At 62.4% G+C, this 20,411-nt stretch carries 20 protein-coding genes; 4 read left to right on the top strand and 16 right to left on the bottom strand.

The features are described 5' to 3' along the window. Positions 1–298 precede the first annotated feature (298 nt). Genes DTW90_RS04285 through DTW90_RS04270 form a run of 4 tightly spaced genes read right to left on the bottom strand, consistent with a single transcriptional unit; the run spans position 299 to position 3,927 of the window. Positions 299–1,165 (bottom strand): HlyD family secretion protein, encoded by an 867-nt coding sequence (locus DTW90_RS04285; protein ID WP_149336618.1) that lies wholly within the window; start codon positions 1,163–1,165, stop codon positions 299–301. Next, complete coding sequence (locus DTW90_RS04280; RefSeq protein WP_132518400.1) at positions 1,162–1,371, bottom strand: DUF1656 domain-containing protein; 210 nt, start codon at positions 1,369–1,371, stop codon at positions 1,162–1,164. Before DTW90_RS04280 ends, DTW90_RS04285 begins: the two co-directional genes overlap by 4 nt. Further along, the gene (locus DTW90_RS04275) at positions 1,368–3,467 is read right to left on the bottom strand and encodes an FUSC family protein (protein WP_149336616.1); all 2,100 of its coding nucleotides are present in this window, start codon (positions 3,465–3,467) and stop codon (positions 1,368–1,370) included. The genes DTW90_RS04280 and DTW90_RS04275 overlap by 4 nt, the downstream gene beginning before the upstream one ends. After that, on the bottom strand, positions 3,460–3,927 hold the full coding sequence (locus DTW90_RS04270) for a MarR family transcriptional regulator (protein ID WP_149336614.1): 468 nt from the start codon (positions 3,925–3,927) through the stop codon (positions 3,460–3,462). Before DTW90_RS04270 ends, DTW90_RS04275 begins: the two co-directional genes overlap by 8 nt. Positions 3,928–4,126: 199 nt before the next feature. Here DTW90_RS04270 and DTW90_RS04265 point away from each other — a divergent pair, with 199 nt between their 5' ends. Both DTW90_RS04265 and DTW90_RS04260 read left to right on the top strand, forming a co-directional pair. Then, complete coding sequence (locus DTW90_RS04265) at positions 4,127–4,966, top strand: TIM barrel protein (RefSeq protein WP_149336612.1); 840 nt, start codon at positions 4,127–4,129, stop codon at positions 4,964–4,966. Between the two features lie 122 nt (positions 4,967–5,088). Further along, positions 5,089–5,688, top strand: a complete 600-nt coding sequence (locus DTW90_RS04260) for a DsbA family protein (RefSeq protein WP_149336610.1) — start codon at positions 5,089–5,091, stop codon at positions 5,686–5,688. 204 nt (positions 5,689–5,892) lie between these two features. On the opposite strand, the gene DTW90_RS04255 is transcribed toward DTW90_RS04260, so the two are convergent. The 10 genes from DTW90_RS04255 to DTW90_RS04210 form a co-directional block, all read right to left on the bottom strand. Further along, positions 5,893–6,192, bottom strand: a complete 300-nt coding sequence (locus tag DTW90_RS04255) for a putative quinol monooxygenase (protein ID WP_149336608.1) — start codon at positions 6,190–6,192, stop codon at positions 5,893–5,895. A gap of 46 nt (positions 6,193–6,238) precedes the next feature. Next, positions 6,239–6,622 (bottom strand): DUF427 domain-containing protein, encoded by a 384-nt coding sequence (locus tag DTW90_RS04250; protein ID WP_149336606.1) that lies wholly within the window; start codon positions 6,620–6,622, stop codon positions 6,239–6,241. 110 nt (positions 6,623–6,732) lie between these two features. Further along, entirely contained in the window at positions 6,733–8,415 is a 1,683-nt protein-coding gene (locus DTW90_RS04245; protein ID WP_149337036.1) for an ABC transporter ATP-binding protein, read from the bottom strand. Further along, entirely contained in the window at positions 8,415–9,359 is a 945-nt protein-coding gene (locus DTW90_RS04240; RefSeq protein ID WP_132518414.1) for an acetamidase/formamidase family protein, read from the bottom strand. The genes DTW90_RS04245 and DTW90_RS04240 overlap by 1 nt, the downstream gene beginning before the upstream one ends. Positions 9,360–9,534: 175 nt before the next feature. Beyond that, entirely contained in the window at positions 9,535–11,169 is a 1,635-nt protein-coding gene (locus tag DTW90_RS04235) for an ABC transporter substrate-binding protein (RefSeq protein WP_149336604.1), read from the bottom strand. A gap of 33 nt (positions 11,170–11,202) precedes the next feature. Beyond that, the gene (locus DTW90_RS04230; RefSeq protein ID WP_149336602.1) at positions 11,203–12,123 is read right to left on the bottom strand and encodes an ABC transporter permease; all 921 of its coding nucleotides are present in this window, start codon (positions 12,121–12,123) and stop codon (positions 11,203–11,205) included. Further along, positions 12,123–12,971, bottom strand: a complete 849-nt coding sequence (locus DTW90_RS04225; RefSeq protein ID WP_132518420.1) for an ABC transporter permease — start codon at positions 12,969–12,971, stop codon at positions 12,123–12,125. The genes DTW90_RS04230 and DTW90_RS04225 overlap by 1 nt, the downstream gene beginning before the upstream one ends. Further along, the gene (locus DTW90_RS04220) at positions 12,971–13,552 is read right to left on the bottom strand and encodes an ANTAR domain-containing protein (protein ID WP_132518422.1); all 582 of its coding nucleotides are present in this window, start codon (positions 13,550–13,552) and stop codon (positions 12,971–12,973) included. Before DTW90_RS04220 ends, DTW90_RS04225 begins: the two co-directional genes overlap by 1 nt. Further along, complete coding sequence (locus tag DTW90_RS04215) at positions 13,549–14,682, bottom strand: transporter substrate-binding domain-containing protein (RefSeq protein ID WP_149336600.1); 1,134 nt, start codon at positions 14,680–14,682, stop codon at positions 13,549–13,551. The genes DTW90_RS04220 and DTW90_RS04215 overlap by 4 nt, the downstream gene beginning before the upstream one ends. Before the next feature lie 258 nt (positions 14,683–14,940). Then, the gene (locus DTW90_RS04210; protein ID WP_149336598.1) at positions 14,941–15,960 is read right to left on the bottom strand and encodes a Tim44 domain-containing protein; all 1,020 of its coding nucleotides are present in this window, start codon (positions 15,958–15,960) and stop codon (positions 14,941–14,943) included. Positions 15,961–16,068: 108 nt separating this feature from the next. On the opposite strand from DTW90_RS04210, the gene DTW90_RS04205 reads away from it, so the two are divergent. Continuing rightward, positions 16,069–17,145 (top strand): DUF2252 family protein, encoded by a 1,077-nt coding sequence (locus tag DTW90_RS04205; protein WP_149336596.1) that lies wholly within the window; start codon positions 16,069–16,071, stop codon positions 17,143–17,145. Positions 17,146–17,243: 98 nt separating this feature from the next. After that, positions 17,244–18,608: an LLM class flavin-dependent oxidoreductase gene (locus DTW90_RS04200; RefSeq protein ID WP_149336594.1), complete on the top strand. Its 1,365-nt coding sequence runs from the start codon at positions 17,244–17,246 to the stop codon at positions 18,606–18,608. Between the two features lie 9 nt (positions 18,609–18,617). Here the strand turns inward: DTW90_RS04200 and DTW90_RS04195 are convergent, their stop codons facing one another. Beyond that, on the bottom strand, positions 18,618–19,274 hold the full coding sequence (locus DTW90_RS04195) for a methionine ABC transporter permease (protein ID WP_132518431.1): 657 nt from the start codon (positions 19,272–19,274) through the stop codon (positions 18,618–18,620). Next, positions 19,255–20,349 carry a methionine ABC transporter ATP-binding protein gene (locus DTW90_RS04190; RefSeq protein ID WP_149336592.1) on the bottom strand — a complete coding sequence of 365 codons (1,095 nt, stop codon included), beginning with the start codon at positions 20,347–20,349 and terminating at the stop codon, positions 19,255–19,257. The genes DTW90_RS04195 and DTW90_RS04190 overlap by 20 nt, the downstream gene beginning before the upstream one ends. Positions 20,350–20,411 lie beyond the last annotated feature (62 nt).

Below are 20,411 nucleotides of genomic sequence, written 5' to 3'. Positions count from 1 at the left end.
ATGCAACGCATCGTAATGCTGTCTTGCTTTTTGCCAAAATCTGACGTCCGCAATCTTGTTGTGCAAAATTGAATCCCCCATATGGCCTTTCGTAAGGAAAGGCGGACGGCCCGGTTACTCGAATCGCGGCCAAATCAGTTGGATGCTGACGACGAGGATCACCCCGGTCATCGCTGCCTTTCGAGCGCAGATTCTAATCTGATCCGATTGACCTCCGATCAGAGAAGTGGAAAGGCCCGGCTGTTCCCTGCCGGGCCTTTTTCAATATTGCGAGATAACAATCGAGCGTGGCTCGATATCAGTTGACGATGGTGACGCTTGCAGTGCGGCCGGCAACGAGTGCCGTATCGGCTGGGACGTCGTCGAGTGCGACGCGGACAGGTACGCGCTGGGCGAGCCGGACCCAGGTGAAGGTTGGCGTCACGTTGGCAAGCGAGCTCGATGTATCGGAGCGCTCGCGGTCCTCGATACCGCCGGCAACGCCAACGACGTGGCCCTTGAGGCCGTTCTTGCTGCCCATCAGGTTGACGATGGCGGTGTCACCAACTTTGATGCGGTCGAGCTTGTTCTCCTCGAAATAGCCGGCGATGTAGTAGGAATCACCGTCGATCAGGGCAGTTACCGCGCTGCCGGCCGTGACATAGTTGCCGGGCTGCAGCGAGAAGTTGGTGAGGATGCCGTTGACGGGTGCGCGGACGGTCGAGCGGTCGAGGTTAAGCTGGGCGGTGTCGCGGGAAACGATGGCCTGGCTGAGCGCCGCTTCGTCCTGCTGGACCGTCGTCTGCGCCTGCTGGATCTTCTGGCGGGTGACAGAACCGTCGCCGAGCTTCTGGTAAAGATCGAGGTCGCTTTTGGCCATGTCGAGCGCTGCCTGGGCGCTCGTAACCTGGGCCTCAGCCTGGCGCAGCGCCAGATCGAAGCGAGCAGGGTCGATGCGGAAGATCACGTCGCCCTTCTTGACCATCTGATTGTCCTTGACCTCGACATCGCTGACGAAGCCCGAAACGTCGGCCGCGACATGAACCACGTCGGCTCGAACCTTGCCGTCACGGGTCCATGGCTCGTTCATGTAGTAGTCCCAGAGGTGCCATCCAAGCACACCGGCAAAGACGACGACGACACCGGTCAGCACGAAGCGACCGAGAAAAGCGAAGAACGATTTCATAGCGGTATCCGATTGATTGACAGCGTAATGACGCCGAGCAGGCAGAAATACATCGCCGTGTCGAACAGCGGTCGATGCCAGACGAGGCGGTAGAAGCCGATATAGGCGAGTACCCGTCTCAGAATTGCGTTTAGGAAGAAGCAGACGAGGGCGATGGCGGCAAGTGTCGGGATGTACACGCCGTAGATATTGACATCGGTGATCATGCCGCATGCTCCTTCAGGTCCTGTTCGCCGGGCTTTTCAGCCGGGCGGTTCTCGTTCGCCGCAAAGTCCCGTGCATCGGGGAACAGGCTGTAACGCAGGCCCGTCAGGGCGCGGCGCGCACCCTCTGCCGCCGACGAGGATCCGTTGTCGCTGAGGGCGCTCAGCGAATGGTCGAGCGTTTGCAGCAAGTTATTGTCCGGGGCGGCTTCGGTCTTCTGTTGCTTCCTTTGATAGAAGGAGGCGACCGAGGAGAGCACGTCGTCGATTGCCATGCGGCTAGGCTGGGGAAGCAGCTGCTTGTGGCGCTGAAGCTCGACCGTATTCAGCCCATTGCGCAGGTCCTTCATCACATCGTTTTGAACGACGTAGGAGTCGGCAGGCAGCGCGGCCAGGCGGGGAGCGAGCAGGCCGAGGCGATCGACCATGCGGTGCAGGAGTGCGGTTACGTCGGAACCCTGCGGCTTGCGGGCGGCAGCGGCGATATCCGTCCAGCCGGCGCGTAGCAGGCGGAAGGCGCTCCATTCGGTACCGACCGAGCGAACAAGCGCGGTCGTTCCGCAGGCGATGATCAAGCCGAGGACGAGTGCGGTGTTCGAATTGAGGAACGATGCCAGGTCAAGGCTGAGCCGGCCCTGCAGGCCGAGCATGCTCGGCAGGTTGACGCCGAAACCCATGCCGACCAGCATGGTCGACGGACGCGCCATCAAGGTGCCGACGGGGATCAGCACCAGCCCCAGAGCAGCAAGAAGCATGACATAGCCATGTATGGCCGGGAAGACGGCGAATTCGAGCACGAAGGCGCATCCCACCGCCGCGATGCTGGCGAAGAGGAATTGCTTCATCATCGGCGTCGGGTCGTCCGTTGTCGCGAAGATGCAGCAGAGCACACCGGCCATCATGGCTGCGGCACTGCCCTGGGACCAGCCGGTTGCTATCCAGAAAGCCGTGGCGATGAAGGTTGCAAGCATTGCGGAAACACCGGAATAGAGCGCCATGCCGTAATCCTTGTGCATCGGCCGCTTGTCGAGAGAGGAGCCGAAACGGTTCCATCTCAGGTCATGGCGAGACCCTGCAGTGATATCCTGCTTCAGGTCGATGCAATCGCTCCAGATCTGGATAAGGTCGCGCAGCCGGGCGACGGCATTGTGAACGAGCAGTTCCTGCCATTGCGGCATTGCGGCTGCTTCGGTCTCTGCGCGGGCGATGATGTCGAGGAATTCCGCCCGCTTGTCTTCCGACAGCGCCTGTCCGCTTTCGAGCCACACAGCGGTCTGGTCCTTGAGTTCTACGATGGCGGGCGTTTGCTGGCCGTTCGTTGCGCGTGACAAGGCCGAGAGCACGTCGGCGAGGCCCGACACGATCGGCAGCATGGCGACCATGCGACGTTGCAGCGTCCGTGCCAGTCTGACGAGATCCCTGTGTCCCGACGTGTCATAGGCAACATGCGTGGTGAAGCCATGCAGGTCGACGGCATCGGCGGCCATTTTCTGTGCTGTCGAAGCCAGTTCCGGATCGTTGCGCTCGCCTTTCAACGTAGCTGTCGCCAGCGTGGTCGCATCTTTCATCCAGGCATCGATGCGGTCTGCAAGGACCGGACCGGCATGGCGCGGGAAGACCAGGCGGCTGACGAGGGCGGCGCAAATGATGCCGACCGCAATCTCGATGACGCGAGCAGTGACATAGGTAAAGGCGGTATCGGGGCTGTCGACGATCGGAAAGCCTGTCAGCGCGGTGGTGTAGCCGGCGAGCATGAACGTGTAGCTCCGCGGCGTGCGATCCAGCAAGCTGATGGCAAGGCAGATGCCCATCCATAGCGAAATCGCCAGTGTCAGTAGCACGGGAGAATTCACGAGGTTCGGTATGAGGATGACAGTCATCGCACCGCCGATGACGGTTCCGAGCAGACGATAGATCGCCTTCGAGGTGCTGGCACCCGAAAGCGGGTGCGAGACGATGTAGACCGTTCCCACGGCCCAATAGGGATTCTGCAGGTCGAAATAAAGCGCGACGAACAGTGCCAGCATTGCCGCTGCAAAGGTCTTAAGCGAGAAGACGACATCCCGTATTTCGGGCCAGAGAATGGCGTATCTATTCATCGCTGTCCTGAGCCCCTGCAAATGTTGCCGACTTCGCGGCGATGATGCGCAACACCTCAAGGGCGGCGCCTACGCGCTCGGGATCGATATCGCCGAGCATCTTTTCGCGCAGTGCTGCGGCTTCCGCTTCGCAGTGCTCGGCGACCTTGGTGCCTTCCTCGGTCAGCTGCACCAGCTTGATGCGACGATCGGTATCTGCCGGTACACGGCAGATCAGGCCGTCGCTTTCGAGGCCGTCGAGTACGCGGACCAGTGTAGGCCCCTCGACGCCGACGCGTTCCGCAAGCACACCCTGTGGCACGAGATCGCCGTGGCGCAGCAGCATGATCAGCGGCGTTGCCGTGGCATCCGACAGATTGTGTTCCATCAGCATGACGTTCAGCGCGCGTCTCCATCCCCGGCCGCAGGCAAGCAGCAAGGGGGCGAATTCGATCCAGGATTTCTTGGGGTCATCGTTCATAAGCTATTAGATAGTATCCTACTGATTTGAATGCAATCGTTGTCGATGGCTGATGAGACCGTTATTTTCGCATGGCTGATATTCGCATGCGACGCGGGTGAACGGTCGCGCTATAACCGGACGCGAACCGCAGGGTTCGTTCTTTCGCCGATCGGATGGAGGTCGATCGACGGATTGGCATCATGGAGGAAGTGTTGACATGACCGATAATTCGAAGACCGACCGCTTTGCCGTCTCGACATGGTCTCTGCATCGCGCGCTGGGCGTGACCTATCCGTATCGACCGGGTGACGAGCGTGAGCCGGAGCGGCGGCCGTCCTATGGGGAGGGCTCCGTCGATCTCATCGATCTGCCCTCGGCCCTGCGCGATCATGGACTATCCCGGCTGGAAATCTGCTCATTCCACCTGCCGACGCTTTCGGCATCCTATCTTGCCGAACTGTCCGATGCCTTTGTGCAAGCCGGCGTTCGCGTTCAGACGTTGCTCGTCGAAGATGGCGATCTCAGCAATCCGGAGACGGCCGCGCGCGATGCCGAATGGATCGCAAGCTGGATTCCTGTTGCCTCGGCGCTGAAGGCCGAGAATATGCGCGTCATCGCCGGCAAGGCGCAGCCGACAGAAGAAGCGCTGTCCCGGGCCGAGGGCCATCTGCGTTGGTTGGCGCAGCAGGCGGATGGGTCCGGCATTCGCATCGTCACCGAAAACTGGTTCGCTTTGCTGCCGGGTGCGCGAGAGGTCAAAAGGCTGCTTGGCGCGCTCGACGGCAAGGTCGGTCTCAACGGCGATTTCGGCAATTGGACAGGACCCGGCAAATATGACGAGCTTGCGCAGATCATGGGCAAGGCCGAACTCTGCCATGCCAAGGCGCATTACGGCGCTGGCGGCATGGACGCGGAGGACTATCGGCGCTGCGTCGAACTTTCCGAAGCTGCGGGATACCGAGGTCCCTATACGCTGATCTACGATTCCGATTTCCATCCGAACGAGTGGAATGGAATTGTCGAGGAGCGCGATTTGATCGTGAAGGTCTTGGGCTGACCAGTCGGGGTTCGATCATTGATTCAAAACGCTAATTTGATCGCCGAACGGGCTTGCGAACCCGTCGCGATTGTCGATCATGCACCCGTGTTCGATTTCTCTTTCAACAGGACAAACAGGCAATGGCCAAAGTCATAGACTATTTCTTTTCGATCAGTTCTCCCTGGGCCTTCATCGGCCTGAAGCCGTTTGCCGAGCTGGCCGAGCGCATGGGTGCCGAGGTTCGCCCGTATCTGACGACTGTTGTCGAGGAAAATGGAGGCATCTATTCGCGCAATCGCCCGGATGCGCGCAGGCTCTATTGGCAGAAGGATCTGCAGCGGTGGAGCCGCGTGCGCGGCCGCGAGATGAAGATGGATGGCCGTGCATCGCTGAGCGACGCCACGCCCGCATCCTTCATGGTCATCGCCGCGATCCTCGACGGCAAGCCTTGGATCCCGCTGACATTGGCACTGCAGGAGGCATTCTGGACGCGTGCCGAAGACATCGGCAACCCCGAGGTTCGCAAGCAGCTTGCCGACGCTGCCGGCCTGGATGGCGCCGCACTCTTGAAGCGCGAGCAGGATGCCGACGTGCAGGCGAAGTGGAAAGCGGATCGCGACCAGGCGATCGAAAAGGGCGTCTTCGGCTTCCCCACCTTCCTGATCGATGGGGAACTCTATTGGGGGCAGGACAATCTGCCGTTCCTCGAGCAGCATTTGAAGACCGGGAAGCCGGCCTGATCTAGGCTGCCTTGGAGATGGCAGGCACCATCTCCCGCCGTCATTCCTGTGCTCGTCACAGGAATCCAGCGCATTCAAGTCTTTGAATGCAAAAGACTCTCTTCACGGCGCAGACGCGCCGTTGCTGGATTCCTGTCACAAGGACAGGAATGACGAGAGTGGGGAGGACGAGCGCCGGCAAAATGGTCGCCGGCGCAAATTGCCTTAAGCTGCCTCCAGAACATGCACAGCGCGTGCGGCGACCAGATGCGCGGTCTTCTCGCCAAGCGCCTTCATATGCGGCGCGGCCGCATGTGCCTTCAGCGCAGCCATGCTCGCCCACTTCTCGACAACGACGAACGTATCGGGACCGAATGCCGGATCGGCGCCGGCGACGTCGACGGTTGCGGCATATTCAATGCAGCCGTCTTCGGCATGTACCGCCGGGACGTTGGCCTGGAACAGTTCCAGATATTCGGCCCGCTTGCCGGGCTTTGCAGTCAGTATGGCGATGACATGGATCACGTCGAAGGTCCTTTGATGTGGGATTGCAGGCGGTGAGACGAGGTGATCAGGCTATCGGGAATTCCTCTATCGCGTCAACACGATCCGGATAGAAGGCGAGGTGGTCCTTGATCTCCGAGACGGCATCATGCGGGGTCTCGTAGGTCCACACCGCATTCCTGGAACGCTCGCCGCCGGCGGGGATGCTGTAATAGGAGGCGTCGCCCTTGTAGGGGCAATGGGTCTCGTGATCGGTCCGCTGCAGCATCGACATGTCGACATCTTTGCGCGGAATATAGAAGACCGCGGGGTAGGAGGCTTCCTTCAGCCTCAGCGCATCCTTCGTGTCGGCGATCGTGCGGCCGGCGATCTTGACCACCACATGCGATCGGCTCGGCTCCACTGATATCGGATGGTCGGGGCCGGGGATCTTCATCAGCTTCACGGACATGTCTCTTCCTCGCGTGTTGCGTTTGACTTGAAACAGAGAGGTGGGGCGCAGACGCCGCCACCGCAATGCGTGGAAGAAGAGTTTTTGGCCGAAAGCCGGGGAAAAGTCCGTCAGGCGATTTTCCGATAGGCTTCCGGGTCCGGGATCGGAACGGCGGCCATCAGCGTCCTCGTATATTCATCCTTCGGATTTTCGAAGATCTCGCGGCGCGTGCCCGTTTCCACGATCCGGCCGCCGCGCATGACGGCGACGTGATGCGACATGCGCTCCACGACAGCCATGTCATGGGAGATGAAGAGGTAGGAAAGGCCCATCTCTTCCTGCAGCTCCAGCATCAGATCGAGCACGCGGGCGCGCACGGACACGTCGAGGGCGGCCACGCTTTCGTCCGCGACGATCAGTTTCGGCTTCAGGGCCAGTGCGCGGGCGATGCAGATGCGCTGGCGCTGGCCGCCGGAAAATTCGTGCGGATAGCGGGTTGCGGCGTCAGGCGTCAGGCCGACGCGACGGAGCAGCTCCGCCACCGTATCCTGCCGTTCCGACTTGTCGCCGAGGCCATGGATGACCAGAGGTTCGGCGATGGCTGCGCCGACGCTCATGCGCGGATCGAGCGAGGCATAGGGGTCCTGGAAGATCATCTGTGCGGTGCGGCGGATCGGCTGCATGGCGCGTTGTCCAAGGCCGCCGATTTCCTGGCCGCCGATCGCAACACTGCCGGTAAAGGGGATCAGGCCGAGCACGGCCTTGCCCGTCGTCGACTTGCCGGAGCCGCTTTCGCCGACAAGGCCGAGCGTCTTGCCGGGCAGGATGTCGAACGAGACATCATCGACGGCTGCCGCCGGCGCCTTGCCCTTGAACAGCCAGCCTGCCTGGCTGCCATAGGTGACGTTCAGGCCGCGCACGTTGAGGATCGGCGTCCGGTCTGCCGGCGTGTCCGATGCAATGCCTGGGGTAATGCGTGGCGGGCCATCGGTGCCCGACAGCGCGCCGAGCCTCGGGACGGCGGCCAGCAATTGCTTGGTGTAATCTTCCCGCGGCTGCTTGAAGACGGCGAGCGCACTGCCGTCCTCGACGATCTGGCCGTTCTGCATGATGACGACGCGGTCGGCCATCTCGGCGACCACGCCCATGTCATGGGTAATGAGGATGATCGAGGTGCCGAATTCGGCCTTCAGCTCGCGCATCAGCTTCAGGATCTGCGCCTGCACGGTCACGTCGAGTGCCGTGGTCGGCTCATCGGCGATCAGCACCTTGGGCCGGCAGGAGAGCGCCATGGCGATCATCACGCGCTGGCGCATGCCGCCGGAGAGTTCGTGCGGGAACTGCTTCAGGCGTCGGGCGGGATCGGTGATGTGCACGGCGTCGAGCATGCGCAGTGCGGTTGCCTCGGCCGTGTTGCCTTCCGTGCCCTGATGCTCGCGGATCGCTTCCATCAGCTGGGTGCCGATGGATATGACCGGATTGAGCGAGGTCATCGGCTCCTGGAAGACCATGGCGATATCGCCGCCGCGGATCCTGCGCATCTGCCGGTCGGAGAGTTTTGCAAGGTCGCGGTCGCCGAAGAGGATGCTGCCTGACGCAATCTGGAGCGATGCCTTGGGAAGCAGCCCCATGATCGCGAGCGAGGTAACCGACTTGCCCGAGCCGGACTCGCCGGCGATGCACAGCGTCTCGCCGGCCTTCAGGTCGAAGCCGACGTGATCCAGGACCCGCCGCCGCCCCTCCGGGGTACGGGCGTCGATGCTGAGCTCGCGAACCGAGAGCACGGAGGGGATGGCGGAAGGGGCATGCATCACGCGAACACGATCCTCGGGAAGTAGAAGGAGACGACCCAGTTCGGGACGTCGACGATTTCGCTGATGCGCAGGTCGCCGCAGACGGAGCAGAGCAGATAGGCATCGACCGCGCTCATGCCGTGTTCGGCTCCAAGGAGATCGATCATGCGCATCAGGCTTTCGCGGGCGCCGGTCATCAGGTCGGGGCCGATACCAGTCGTGACTTCGTATCCCGCGCCGTCGAGATGGCGGGTCACGGGCTCGGTCGTGGTGAAGCGCGGGCTCTTCAGCCTGGCGTCCTTGACGAGTTCCAGCGTTGCCTCGACGTTCATCTGGCTCTCGATCGCGGTACCGCAGACTTCGCCGTCGCCCTGGGCGGCATGGGTGTCGCCGATCGAGAAGAGCGCGCCTTCGACTTCGACGGGCAGGTAGAGCGTCACGCCGGCCGAGAGATCGCGGATATCCATGTTGCCGCCGACATTGCGCGGCGGGACGACGGAATGCAGGCCCGGCTCGGCGGGAGCAAGGCCGATGGTACCGGCAAAGGGCTTCAGCGGCACGCGGCCACCGGGGCCGTAAAGGGCCGGCGTCAGGCTGTTCGCATCATATTTCCACATGTGCAGGGCCGGATCGGGGAACTGGTCGGCCAGCAGGCCGAAGCCCGGAATATTGGCCGTCCAGCCCACCCCCGACGGAATGAAGCGGCGGAGCGTCACCTTCAGCGCATCGCCGGGCATCGCGCCTTCGACATAGATGGGACCGGAGACGGGATTGATCCTCTCGAAATCGAGATTGTTCAGCGTGTCTAGCGTGGCGCCGTCGCCAAGCTGTCCGCCTGAGGAATCGAGGCATTCGAAATGGATGGTCTCGCCCGGCTTGGCGACCAGGGCAGGCTCGAAGTCGCGGTTCCAGCCGAAATTATGCTGCGCGCGGTGAATGGTGTGGGTGCATACGATGCACATGGGAATTTCTCCGTATCTAGATATTCGCTCCTAACCCTCTCCCCGCTCGCGCCGAGAGGGGACGTGCCCTGAGAGGGGCGGGAGAAGGGACGAAGAGGTCGCCACTTGTTCCTTCGCCCCGCTTGCGGGGAGAAGGTGGCGGCAGCCGGATGAGGGGCTGCCGCGCAATCCAGACTTACTTCTTCACGTAGATCGCGTCGTAATCGATGACGCGGGTCGGATCGATGTAGATCTGGTCTTCACCGCCCATGCGCTTAGACTTTGCGACCACGCGGCGCTCGTTGAATACGGGGATCCACGGTGCATCCTTTTCCTGGATTTCCGTGAAGATCTTGCCCCATTCGGCGTTGCGCTCGGTTGCCTTCGCCGGAAGCGGCAGGGCGTCTGCGGCCTGGGCGCGCGGCTCCATGTCCTTGTTGCAATACCACGACCAGTTCCAGCCGCCGGCGACCGCGCTGGAGCAGGAGAGGATCGGCCCGTAGAAGTCGGACGGATCCGGGAAGTCGGCAATCCAGCCGAGACCGCCCGACCAGACCATTGCCGCCTGGCCCTGCGTGCCGCCTGCGGCGATCACGTTCGGGTTGGCGAGCGCCTTGATCTCGGCCTTGATGCCGATCGCGGCCAGATCCTGCTGGATCGCCTGGGCGATGCGCGGCTGCGGATCGGTGTTGGATGTGTAGAGCTCGGTCGTGAAGCCATCCTTCAGGCCGGCTTCGGCGAGCAGTGCCTTGGCCTTGGCGACGTCATAGGCATAGCCCTTGTAGTCCTTGTCGTAGCCGGCCATCAGCGGCGGCAGCACCTGGTTTGCCGGTACGGCGCGGCCGTTGATGATGCGGATGATGCGATCCTTGTTGATCGCCATGTTGACGGCCTGGCGGACCTTGACGTTGTCGAAGGGCTTCACCTGCGTATTGAGCGTCACGTAGCTCGTCTCGAGCTGCTGGCGGTCGACGATCATGCCTTCGAAGTCCTTGGACTTCTTCATTTCGAGGTACTTGGCCGGCGGGATGCCGTCGCCGGCGATATCGACCTCACCCTTCTGCAGGCGCAGCAGAGCGACCAGCGGCTCCTGGCCGATTTCGACGGTGTAGCCATCGATGCGCGGACGATCCTTGACGAAGTAATCCGGGTTCTTTTCGAAGACGAGGCGCTGGCCGACGGTCCATTCCTTAAGGATGAAGGCGCCCGATCCAACCGGCTTCTTGCCGAAATCGCCACCGGCGGCGTCGACGGCTTCCTTCGGAACGATCGAGGCGAAATTGAGCGCGAGATCGTTGAGGAAGGTCGCATCCGGCTGGGTCAGCGTGAATTCGACGGTGTGGTCGTCGACGACCTTCACGCCGTCGAGCGAATCCGCCTTACCGCCGATCATCGCATCATAGCCTGATATTGAGTGGTAGAAGCCGGCGCCCGGGCTTTGCGTCTTCGGGTTGACGGTACGCTCGATCGAATATTTGACATCCGACGCAACCAACGGGCGGCCGTTGGTGAACTTCACACCGTCGCGCAGCTTGAACGTATAGGTCTTGCCATCGTCCGAAACGGTGTAGCTCTCGGCGAGCGAAGGCTTCAGGTCGGCTGTGCCCGCCGGATAGTCGACGAGGCGCGAAAACATGGCGTTGATCATCGACCAGTTCTGCCAGTCGTAACCGATGGCGGGGTCGAGGGTGGCGATATCGTCCTTGTAGGTGACGATGATCTTGGCGCCGGGGGCAGCTTCGTCGGCTGCGTGAGCGACGACGGCCGGCACGAGCGAACTCGTGGCGAGCATGGCGGCAAGTGCCGCGCGTTTTAGAAATCCGTTGGTCATCAAATGCTCCTCTGAGGTTTTGCTTTTGCTTGGTTATTGCGCGCGGATGCGCGGGTCGATGAACGGGGCAATGACATCGGCAGCTAAGTTGCCGAGGACGATGGCGAGGGCGGAGATCAGGGTCACGCCCATGATGATCGGGATGTCCACCTGCTGGATCGCCTGCCAGGCAAGCTGGCCGATGCCGGGCCAGCCGTAGACGGCCTCGACGACGACCACGCCGCTCATGAACTGGCCGATATCGATGCCGATCATGGCGATGATCGGCAGGATGGCGTTCGGCAGGACATGGCGGAAGATGATGCGGCGACCTGAGAGGCCCTTGGCGCGGGCCGTGCGGACATAGTCGTGGTTCAGGACATCGATCATTGCAGAGCGGACCATGCGGGCATACCAGCCGGCGCCGAGGACGCCGAGGGTGGTTGCCGGCAGCACCACATGGGCCGGGGTGCCGAAGCCCGACATCGGAAACCAGCCGAGAGTGGCGGCAAAGACGTAGAGCAACAGCAACGCGACGACGAATTGCGGCGAGGAAACGCCGACAAAAGAGAGCATCATGACCGTGCGGTCGACAAGCCCGCCGCGCCTGATGGCGGCGATGATGCCGAAGGTCAGGCCGAGCACGACTTCGACGACGATACCTGCAGCCATCAGGATCAGCGTTGCCGGCAGGCGGGCAAGGATCAGCGGCAGGACCGCGGTTCGCTGGGTGTAGGAGCGGCCGAGATCTCCATGCACGAGATTGATGAGATAGTGCAGGAACTGCATGAGCAGCGGCTGGTCGAGGCCGAGTTCATGGCGGATGTTGGCTACCATCTGCGGCGTGGCGCTGCGGCCGGCGATCAATACGGCTGGGTCGGCGGGAAGCGCATAGAGCAGCAGGAAGGTGATCGCGGCGACCCCGAGCAGGATCAGCACCGATTGCACGAGGCGGCGAAGGATGACTGCTATCATCAGCCCCTCCCGCGCTGGGTCGGATCAAGGATATCGCGGAGCGCATCGCCGACCAGATTGAAGGAGAGGGCGGTCAGGAGAATGACGGCGCCGGGGATGAAGACGAGCCAGGGCGCATCCTGGAAATAGGTCTGGTTGTCGAAGATGATATTGCCCCAGGAAGCATCCGGCGGCTGCACGCCGATGCCGAGGAAGGAAAGGGTCGCTTCGAGCAGCACGGTCGTTGCGATGCCGAGCGTGCCCCAGACGATCGCCGTCGGCATCAAATGCGGCAGGATGTGCTTGAAGAGAATGCGGAAATGGCCGGCCCCGAGCGAGCGCTCGGCCATGATAAAGTCACGCTCCACGAGGCCACGGGTCTCGGTATAGACGATGCGCGCCACCTGCACCCAGTTCACCAGCGCGATGACCAGCGCGACGATCCAGAGACTCGGCTTCAGCAGGGCAGCCAGCACGATGGCTAGCAGCAGGGCGGGGAAGGCCATCATCAGGTCGGTGAAGCGCATCAGCAGATTGCCGACAAAGCCTCTGATATAGCCGGCAAGGATGCCGATGAAGAGGCCGATTGCGACGGCGACGCCGTTGGCGACGAGGCCGATGACGAGCGAAGTGCGCGCGCCGAAGAGCAGGCGCGAAAAGAGATCGCGGCCTAGCGTGTCGGTGCCGAGCAGGAATTCATGGCCGGGCGGCAGCGGCGCGCCTTCGAGCGAGAGGCCGTCGGCGATCTGCTCATCTGGGCTGAAAGGGGCGATCAGTGGTGCGGCGATTGCCATTGCGACGACGAGGATGACGACGATCAGGCCGAAGACCGCCGCCGGCTGGCGCAACATGGATTTCAGGACGCGCATCAGCCTGCCTCCGGCAGCGGCTCTGCCCCGCCAAGAATAAAGGCCGATAGTTGCTCCATCGGCAGGCGACGACGCATCGCGCATTGGCGCAGGATGCTGTAGGCACGCTCTTCATCCACCTTGTGCTGCTCCATGATCTTCTGGACGGCGGCATAGACCAGGGGCCGCAGGCGGATACGCTCTTCCAGATATTGCAATTTTTCCGTGGCGGCCTTCCGTTCCTCGTGGATCGAGAGCGCCATGACGAGTGCCGGATAGACGGCAGAGGCGGCAACGGGCTTGGCGACGATGGCGCTTGCGCCCTGTTCCAGCGCCCAGGCGATGCGGCCCGGCGCTTCGGAGCCGAGAAGGGCGACGACGGGGATCGGCGGATTTGTGCCGCGCCAGGGCAGGAGATCGTCCCAGCCCTGGTCGGCATCGACGATGACCATGTCGGGAAGTGCGGCCGCCTCGATCGGCTTCCACTGCACCGACGGGCGCAGGCCCAGCAGCTTGAGCTGGCGGATCAGGCGTTCGGTATTGCTGTCCTCACGGTGGAGGATGATCGCGTTCCAGCCCGCGAAGTTCGGTGTCTCTCTCATGAAACCACCCGCAATTTCGGGCTCGCACGTCCGCGTTTGCCGGTCAGGTAGGGGTCGGCTGCCAGTGCCGGTCGCGAGGCGATGACGTCGAAGCCGTTCTCGGCGTTGATCCGACCGAGATGAAACGGCAGCGCCGCGTGATTGGTTTCCGCGTCGATGGCAAGCGGGCCGAAGAGGCTCGGCCAGGATGACGCGTAGAGTTCGCGGCGGACGGCCTGCGGCTCGTCGCTGCCGGCGGCAAGGATCGCCTCGGCGCAGAGCTTCACGGCGGTATAGGCGCTGGCAAATATGCTGGAAACGCGGCGATCGGGACCATATTGCGCTTCCACCCGTGCCTTGAAGGCAAGGTTTTCCGCGGAATCGACGCTATCGAAATAGGAAGCCGCGCAGAGCTGGCCAGTAGCGGCTCCAGCCTTGATGTCGTCGAGCTCGCATTCCATCAGGTCGCAGCTGACGACGGGGCAGTTTTCCGCCGAAAAGGCTTGGTCGCGCTCGCCGAGCGCCTTGATCGCCTCCAGGAAGGCATAGCTCGACGGTCCGATCAGATTGTTGAGGATGAAGCTTGGGCGGCGCTGTTCGATATCCGCGACGATGCGCTCGACCGATGTCTCTTCCAAGGGCAAATAGCGTTCGCCCAGCACTTCGCCGCCGGCATTGGTGATGAGTTCGCGGGCCAGCCGGTTCATCTCCCAGCCCCAGACGTAGTTGGCGCCGACGAGATAGGGGCGCTTGCCGTAGCCGGGAAGCAGATGGTCGAAGAGCGGCAGAAGATGCTGGTTCGGGCATCCGCCGACATAGATCACGTTCTCGTTGGCCTCGAACCCTTCGTAGGGGCACATGTACCACAGAAGGCCGTCATGCTTTTCGACGAGCGGGATCACCTCCTTGCGCGCGGCCGAGGTGATCGTGCCGACGATATGGCGGCAACCGGCGTTGCGCAGCATGTGCTTGGCGGCTTCGAGATAGGCGGGAATGTTGGCGTGCGGATCGATGAAGACGGGTTCGATGCGCTTTCCGGCCGCCGTCAGCTCCTCGATGGCGAACAGTGCGCCGTCGCGCGCATCACGGCCCATCGAGCCGTAAGGCCCGGTGGTGGAATAAAGGATGCCGATCTTCAGCGCGTCATTCATCAGCTGCTCTAAAACGAAAAACCTCACGACGCGGATCCCATCGAGCGATGGGGCGTCATGAGGCGAAACTGCCCGGCGACTATCGAAGTCATGTGATTGCAGCCGGCGCATGCCTAATCTGCGAGCTTGATTAAAATCCGGGCACGTGGCCGTTGTCAAGGAGCTTTCACGCAGATTCGGTTCGAAACGCCCCACGTTTTACGCAGGACGTTTCAAGCTTCAAGAAATGTCCGGGCAGAGGTCAAATCGACCGGACCCCTAAGCCTCTGAAACTCGGGCTGCGTGACGATCGACGCCCTGAATGGCGGAAAGCTTCCATTCGGAGCCGGGGCGGCGGACGAAGGTCCAGATTTCAGTCGTCTCGGACGCGTTATGGTCGTCGCCATCGACGAGGCGGCCGGTGTTGCGGTCCACCATCGCGTCGATGCTGGAATAGCGCATGGCAAGGGTGGCGTACTCGCCGCTGTTCTCACGCCAAGCCTCGGCGATGTCACCCTGCAGCAGGTGAACGTTCGAGACGCTGTTGCGGACCCCGCGGGTTGCGTTTTCCCCGAGTTCTTCGGCGAGATAGGACATGGCCTCCGGCGTCGTCAACGTGCGCAGCCGGCCGTAATCCTCCATGCCATAGGCGGTCTGGATTTCCGTCAGCAATTGTTCGAAGCGATCCAGGTCGCGCTGGCTCAGGCCGATTTCGTCATTCGCGCGGGCGTTGCGCGGCTGCGTGTTCGCGGCTGCGCCGCCACCGATCGCGGGAATGCCGAAGGAGGGCCGCTGCGAAGGCTGCGGCGGGCTCATATTGTAGCTCTGGCCGCCCCCGGAGGCCGATGAAGCCGAGCCCTGGCGGTTTGCGAACAGGCGAAAGACGAAGGATGCGGCCCAGACAAGCAGCACGATCTGCAGCAGCATGCCGAGGAAGCCGAAACCGCCGCCGAAGCCATGACCGATCAGCATGCCGAGCAAGCCGCCGGCGATCAGGCCGCCAATCATGGATCGGCCGAAGCCACCATTGAAGAAGCCAGGCCTCGGCTGCGCGCCGAGCGGAGACTGGGTGGCGACGCTGGGTTGCTGCGTCATCGAGCGATTGATCGGGGCTGCCTGCGTCGGAGCGGTATTGGTGACCGGCGGCGCCTGGAAGGTGCGCGCCCCACGGCTGCCGAAGCCGCCGCCAAAGCCTCCGGCCCTGCGTGCCTCGGCGCTGTCGAAAGTCGCGACGACGGAGGCGAGCGTCAGTGCGGCGATGGCTGCGATCTGGGCGATACGCGGAACGGTGCGAAGCATTGTTTTCCTGTCCTTGGGCAGAAAGATTGTTCCATGCGTATATAGGAATGCTTTTTGCGATTATAAGTTCGTATTGCAGGACGGGTCTAACCTCCAAGGGCCAAACGGATGCTGACGATCGTACAATCGACGCATAATTACGAGGCATGGTTGCGGGCGCAACTCGGCAACGATCTGGTTGAAGCCGATCTGCAGAAAAAACACGCCAGGATGCGGGACAGCAGTTTTGCCTTCCTGCGCGCCACCTATTGGCGGTGGAGCGAAACGATCCTTGATATCTGTCCGCAACTTGCCTCGGCGCCCAAGCTTCTTGCGATCGGCGATACGCATCTCGAAAACTTCGGAACATGGCGCGACGCGGAGGGACGGCTTGTCTGGGGCGCCAATGATTTCGACGATGCGGCGGTCATGCCCTATGCGCTGGATCTCGTGCGCCTGGCGGCCAGCGCAATACTGGCGCGGGAGGGGGACATTCCTTCCTCCCACGATATCTGCGACAGCATCCTTGGCGGTTATCGGCGCGGCCTTGCCGCTCCATCGCCGATCATCCTCGAGCGCGATCATAAATGGCTGCGCAATACCGTCCTGCTGCCGAATTCCGAGCGCGAGGATTTCTGGCAGAAATTCGAGGAACTGAAGCCGGACGCGAGACCCGTGCCGCCGCCGCATCTGCAGGCACTTCGCTCGTCCTTGCCGGAGCCGGCTACCGCGATCGTCGCGATGCCGCGGACGGCGGGAACGGGAAGTCTCGGCCGTCCGCGCTTCGTGGTGCAGGTGGAATGGCGAGGCGGACCCTTGCTTCGCGAGTCGAAATCCCTGCTGCAGTCGGCCTGGTCGCTCCCTCACGACCCGCGCGATACTGCGATCCATGCGGCCGTGATCGCGGACGGTGCGGCCCGCTCGCCGGATCCGGAATACAAGCTGATCGGCACGGTCCTTGTTCGCCGGCTCTCGCCCAATAGCCGCAAGATCGAAGTGAAGAACGATCCTTCCACGCTGTTGTCTTCGCAGATGCTTGATCTGATGGGCTTCGAGATCGCCAATTGTCATGTTGGCGATGCGGCCCAGACCCACGCGATCCTCAGCGACCTTCGCCAGCGGGACGGCGACTGGCTGCGCGATGCCGCAAAGGCGGCCGTCGCGACTATCGAGGCCGAACAGAAGCTCTTTGCAGCTTCGCCATGAGGCTTGCTCCTAAACCTCAGGGTGCAGAAGTCGAAAGCACTTGACGAAGGGAGGACAGCGGGAAGAAATGTCGCTCCAACTCACCGGCGAAAGAGCGACTGGACCCAATGCAGATCTATGCCTTTGACATGAATTGTATCGGCCACATCAATCATGGCCTGTGGACGCATCCGCGGGACATGTCGCTCAACTATACGGATCTGGACTATTGGGTCGACTTCGCCCGGACTGCCGAGCGCGGTAAGCTGGACGGCATCTTTCTGGCCGATATCGTCGGCGTCTACGATGTCTACAAGGGGAGCCCGGATACGGTCATCCAGACGGCCGCGCAGATACCGGTCAATGATCCGATCATTCCGATCTCGGCCATGGCCTATGCAACGACGCATCTCGGCTTCGGCGTCACCGTCAATACCAGCTACGAAGCACCCTTCCTGTTTGCGCGGCGCATGTCGACGCTCGATCATCTGACGAAGGGACGAATCGGCTGGAACATTGTCACTGGCTATCTCGACAGCGCCGCGCGCAGCATGGGCTTTGACCGCCAGCCGGATCATGACGCCCGCTACGATGCCGCGGAAGAATACCTGGAGGTGCTCTACAAGCTCTGGGAGGGAAGCTGGGACGACGATGCCGTGCTCCGCGACAAGGCAGGCGGCGTCTTTGCCGATCCCTCCAAGGTGCGCGCCGTAAAGCACGAGGGCAAACATTACCGCATGGAAGGCATCCATCTGAGCGAGCCTTCGCCACAGCGCACGCCTCTGCTCTTCCAGGCCGGTGCTTCGGCGCGAGGCCAGGATTTTGCCGCCCGCCATGCCGAATGCGTCTTCATTGCTGGGCCTTCGGCGCAGGCAGCGCGCTCGACGGTAGAGGCTCTACGTGGGCGTGCGGTTGATTTCGGGCGCGGGGTAGACGATCTGCGCGTCCTCAGCCTCGTCACGGCCGTTGTGGGGCGCACGGAAAAGGAAGCGCAGGACAAGCTCGAGGACTATCGCCGCCATGCCAGCGTCGAGGCGTCGCTGGCCCATTATTCCAGCTCCATCGGCGTCGACCTCTCCAAGTTCGGCATGGACGAGCCGATCGTCGATCAGACGAGCAATGCGCAGCAGGCGGCGCTTGCCAATGTCACCGGCAAGGCCGGCAAACCGCCGATGACGCCGCGCCAGATCATCGACCAGATGGTGCTCGGCAGCCGCATGAAGCCCATCGTCGGCTCTGCCGAACAGGTTGCGGATTATCTTCAGGCCTGGGTGGAGGAAAGCGGTATCGACGGCTTCAATCTTGCCCGCACGGTGGCGCCGGAAAGCCTGCGCGATTTCGTCGATCTCGTCATTCCCGTCCTACAGGAACGCGGCCTGTTCAAGGCCGACTATAATGAAGGTCCGATGCGCCAGAAGATCTTCGGCAGGGATAATGGCCGGCTGCCGTCATCGCATCCGGCAGCCGTTCATCGGCTGGGATAGAGCGCCGGATCAGGCCCGATGATCGAGGCGGGCGACCAGGCGGTCGCCGAGCCATTGCATGCCGCAGACCAGAATGATCAGGACGATGACGACAGCGATCATGACATTGGTCTCGAAGCGCTGGTAGCCATAGCGGATGGCAAGATCGCCAAGGCCGCCGGCGCCGATCGCGCCGGCCATGGCCGAGGCGCCGATCAGGGTCACCAGCGTCACGGTGAAGCCCGCGACAATGCCGGGCAGGGCTTCGGGCACCAGCACCTCGCGAATGATCGTCCAGCGATTGCCGCCCATGGCGCGCACCGCGTCGATCAGGCCGCGATCGACTTCGCGCAGCGAGACTTCTGCGATGCGGGCATAGTAAGGCGTCGCCGCGATCGCGAGCGGGACGATGGCTGCCCATGTGCCGATCGCGGTTCCGACGATCAGTCGCGTCAACGGTATCAGCGCGACAAGCAGGATGATGAAGGGCACGGAGCGGAAGCCGTTGATGACGGCGCCAAGGACGCGATTGATCCAGAGATGCTCCGCTATGCCGCCGCGTGCGGTCACGACGAGCGCGAGGCCGAGCGGCAGGCCGGCGACCAGCGAGATGAGGCCGGATGCACCGGTCATCAGGATCGTTTCCCAAAGGGATCGAAGCAGCATTTCAAGCATGATCGGTGTCATAGCCCAGCACCTCCACCCGGGCGGACCGGGCTTCAAGAAATTGTTGTACGCGGCCGGCAAGTGCTGCATCGCGTGCGGGGACGGCGATGAAAAAGCGGGCGACCGGCTGGTTCTGAATATGGTCGATGCCGCCGTGGACGAGGCGGAAGGAATGCGGCAGGGCGGCCGAAAGGTCGGAGAAGACTGCCCCTTGTGCATCCGGGCCGGCGAGATCGACGCTGAGGATCGCTTCGGTGCCGCCAGTCTGCGAAAGGCGGGCGGCGATATGCTCTGGAAGCTGCGGGCGGATGCCGCTCAGCAGGCTTGCCGTGATCGGCGTTTGCGGGTTGGCGAAGACGGACCAGACCGGGCCTTCCTCGACGATCCGCCCGGCGTCGATGACGGCGACGCGATCGGCGATGCCGCGCACCACTTCCATCTCGTGAGTGATCAGGAGAATGGTGAGGCCAAGCTTGCGGTTGATATCCCTAAGGAGCGCCAGGATCGAACGCGTCGTCTCGGGATCGAGCGCCGAAGTCGCTTCGTCGGATAGCAACAGGGCAGGGCGGGCAGCAAGCGCGCGGGCAATGCCGACGCGCTGTTTCTGGCCGCCGGAAAGTTCTGCCGGATAGGCCTTGGCCTTGTCCGAGAGCCCGACGAGATCGAGCAGTTCATGCGCTCGTTTAAGACGTTCGGCTTTCGCAACACCTTCGATCTTCAGCGGCAGGGCGACATTTTCCTCGACCGTCTTGGCCGAGAGCAGATTGAAATGCTGGAAGATCATGCCGATGCGACGACGAAGCGGCTGAAGGTCGCGCTCCGCTAGGCCGGTAATGTTGCGTCCCTCGATGTGGATCTCGCCGGAATCGGCCCGCTCCAGCCCGTTCAGGCAGCGGATCAACGTAGACTTGCCGGCACCGCTTCGACCGATGATGCCGACGATCTCTCCGCGCCGGGCGCTGAAGGTGATGCCGTCAAGTGCCGCGGTCCTGCCGAAGCGGCGGCGAACATCGATGAGGCGGACGATGTCGTCCTTCTGGCGCTCGCCGGGGGAGGAATTTCCCTTAATTGCGGAGGCGGTGACGATGGAATTCATGTCTGTCCTTTCTGGCGCCAGGGTATCCAGCTATCGAAGTATCGCGCCCAACACCGAAGGCG

The sequence above is a fragment of the Neorhizobium sp. P12A genome (assembly GCF_008365395.1).
Classification (GTDB): Bacteria; Pseudomonadota; Alphaproteobacteria; order Rhizobiales; family Rhizobiaceae; genus Rhizobium.
Note: the sequence above shows the minus strand (reverse complement) of the source record. Positions and strands in the feature narration are given on the sequence as shown.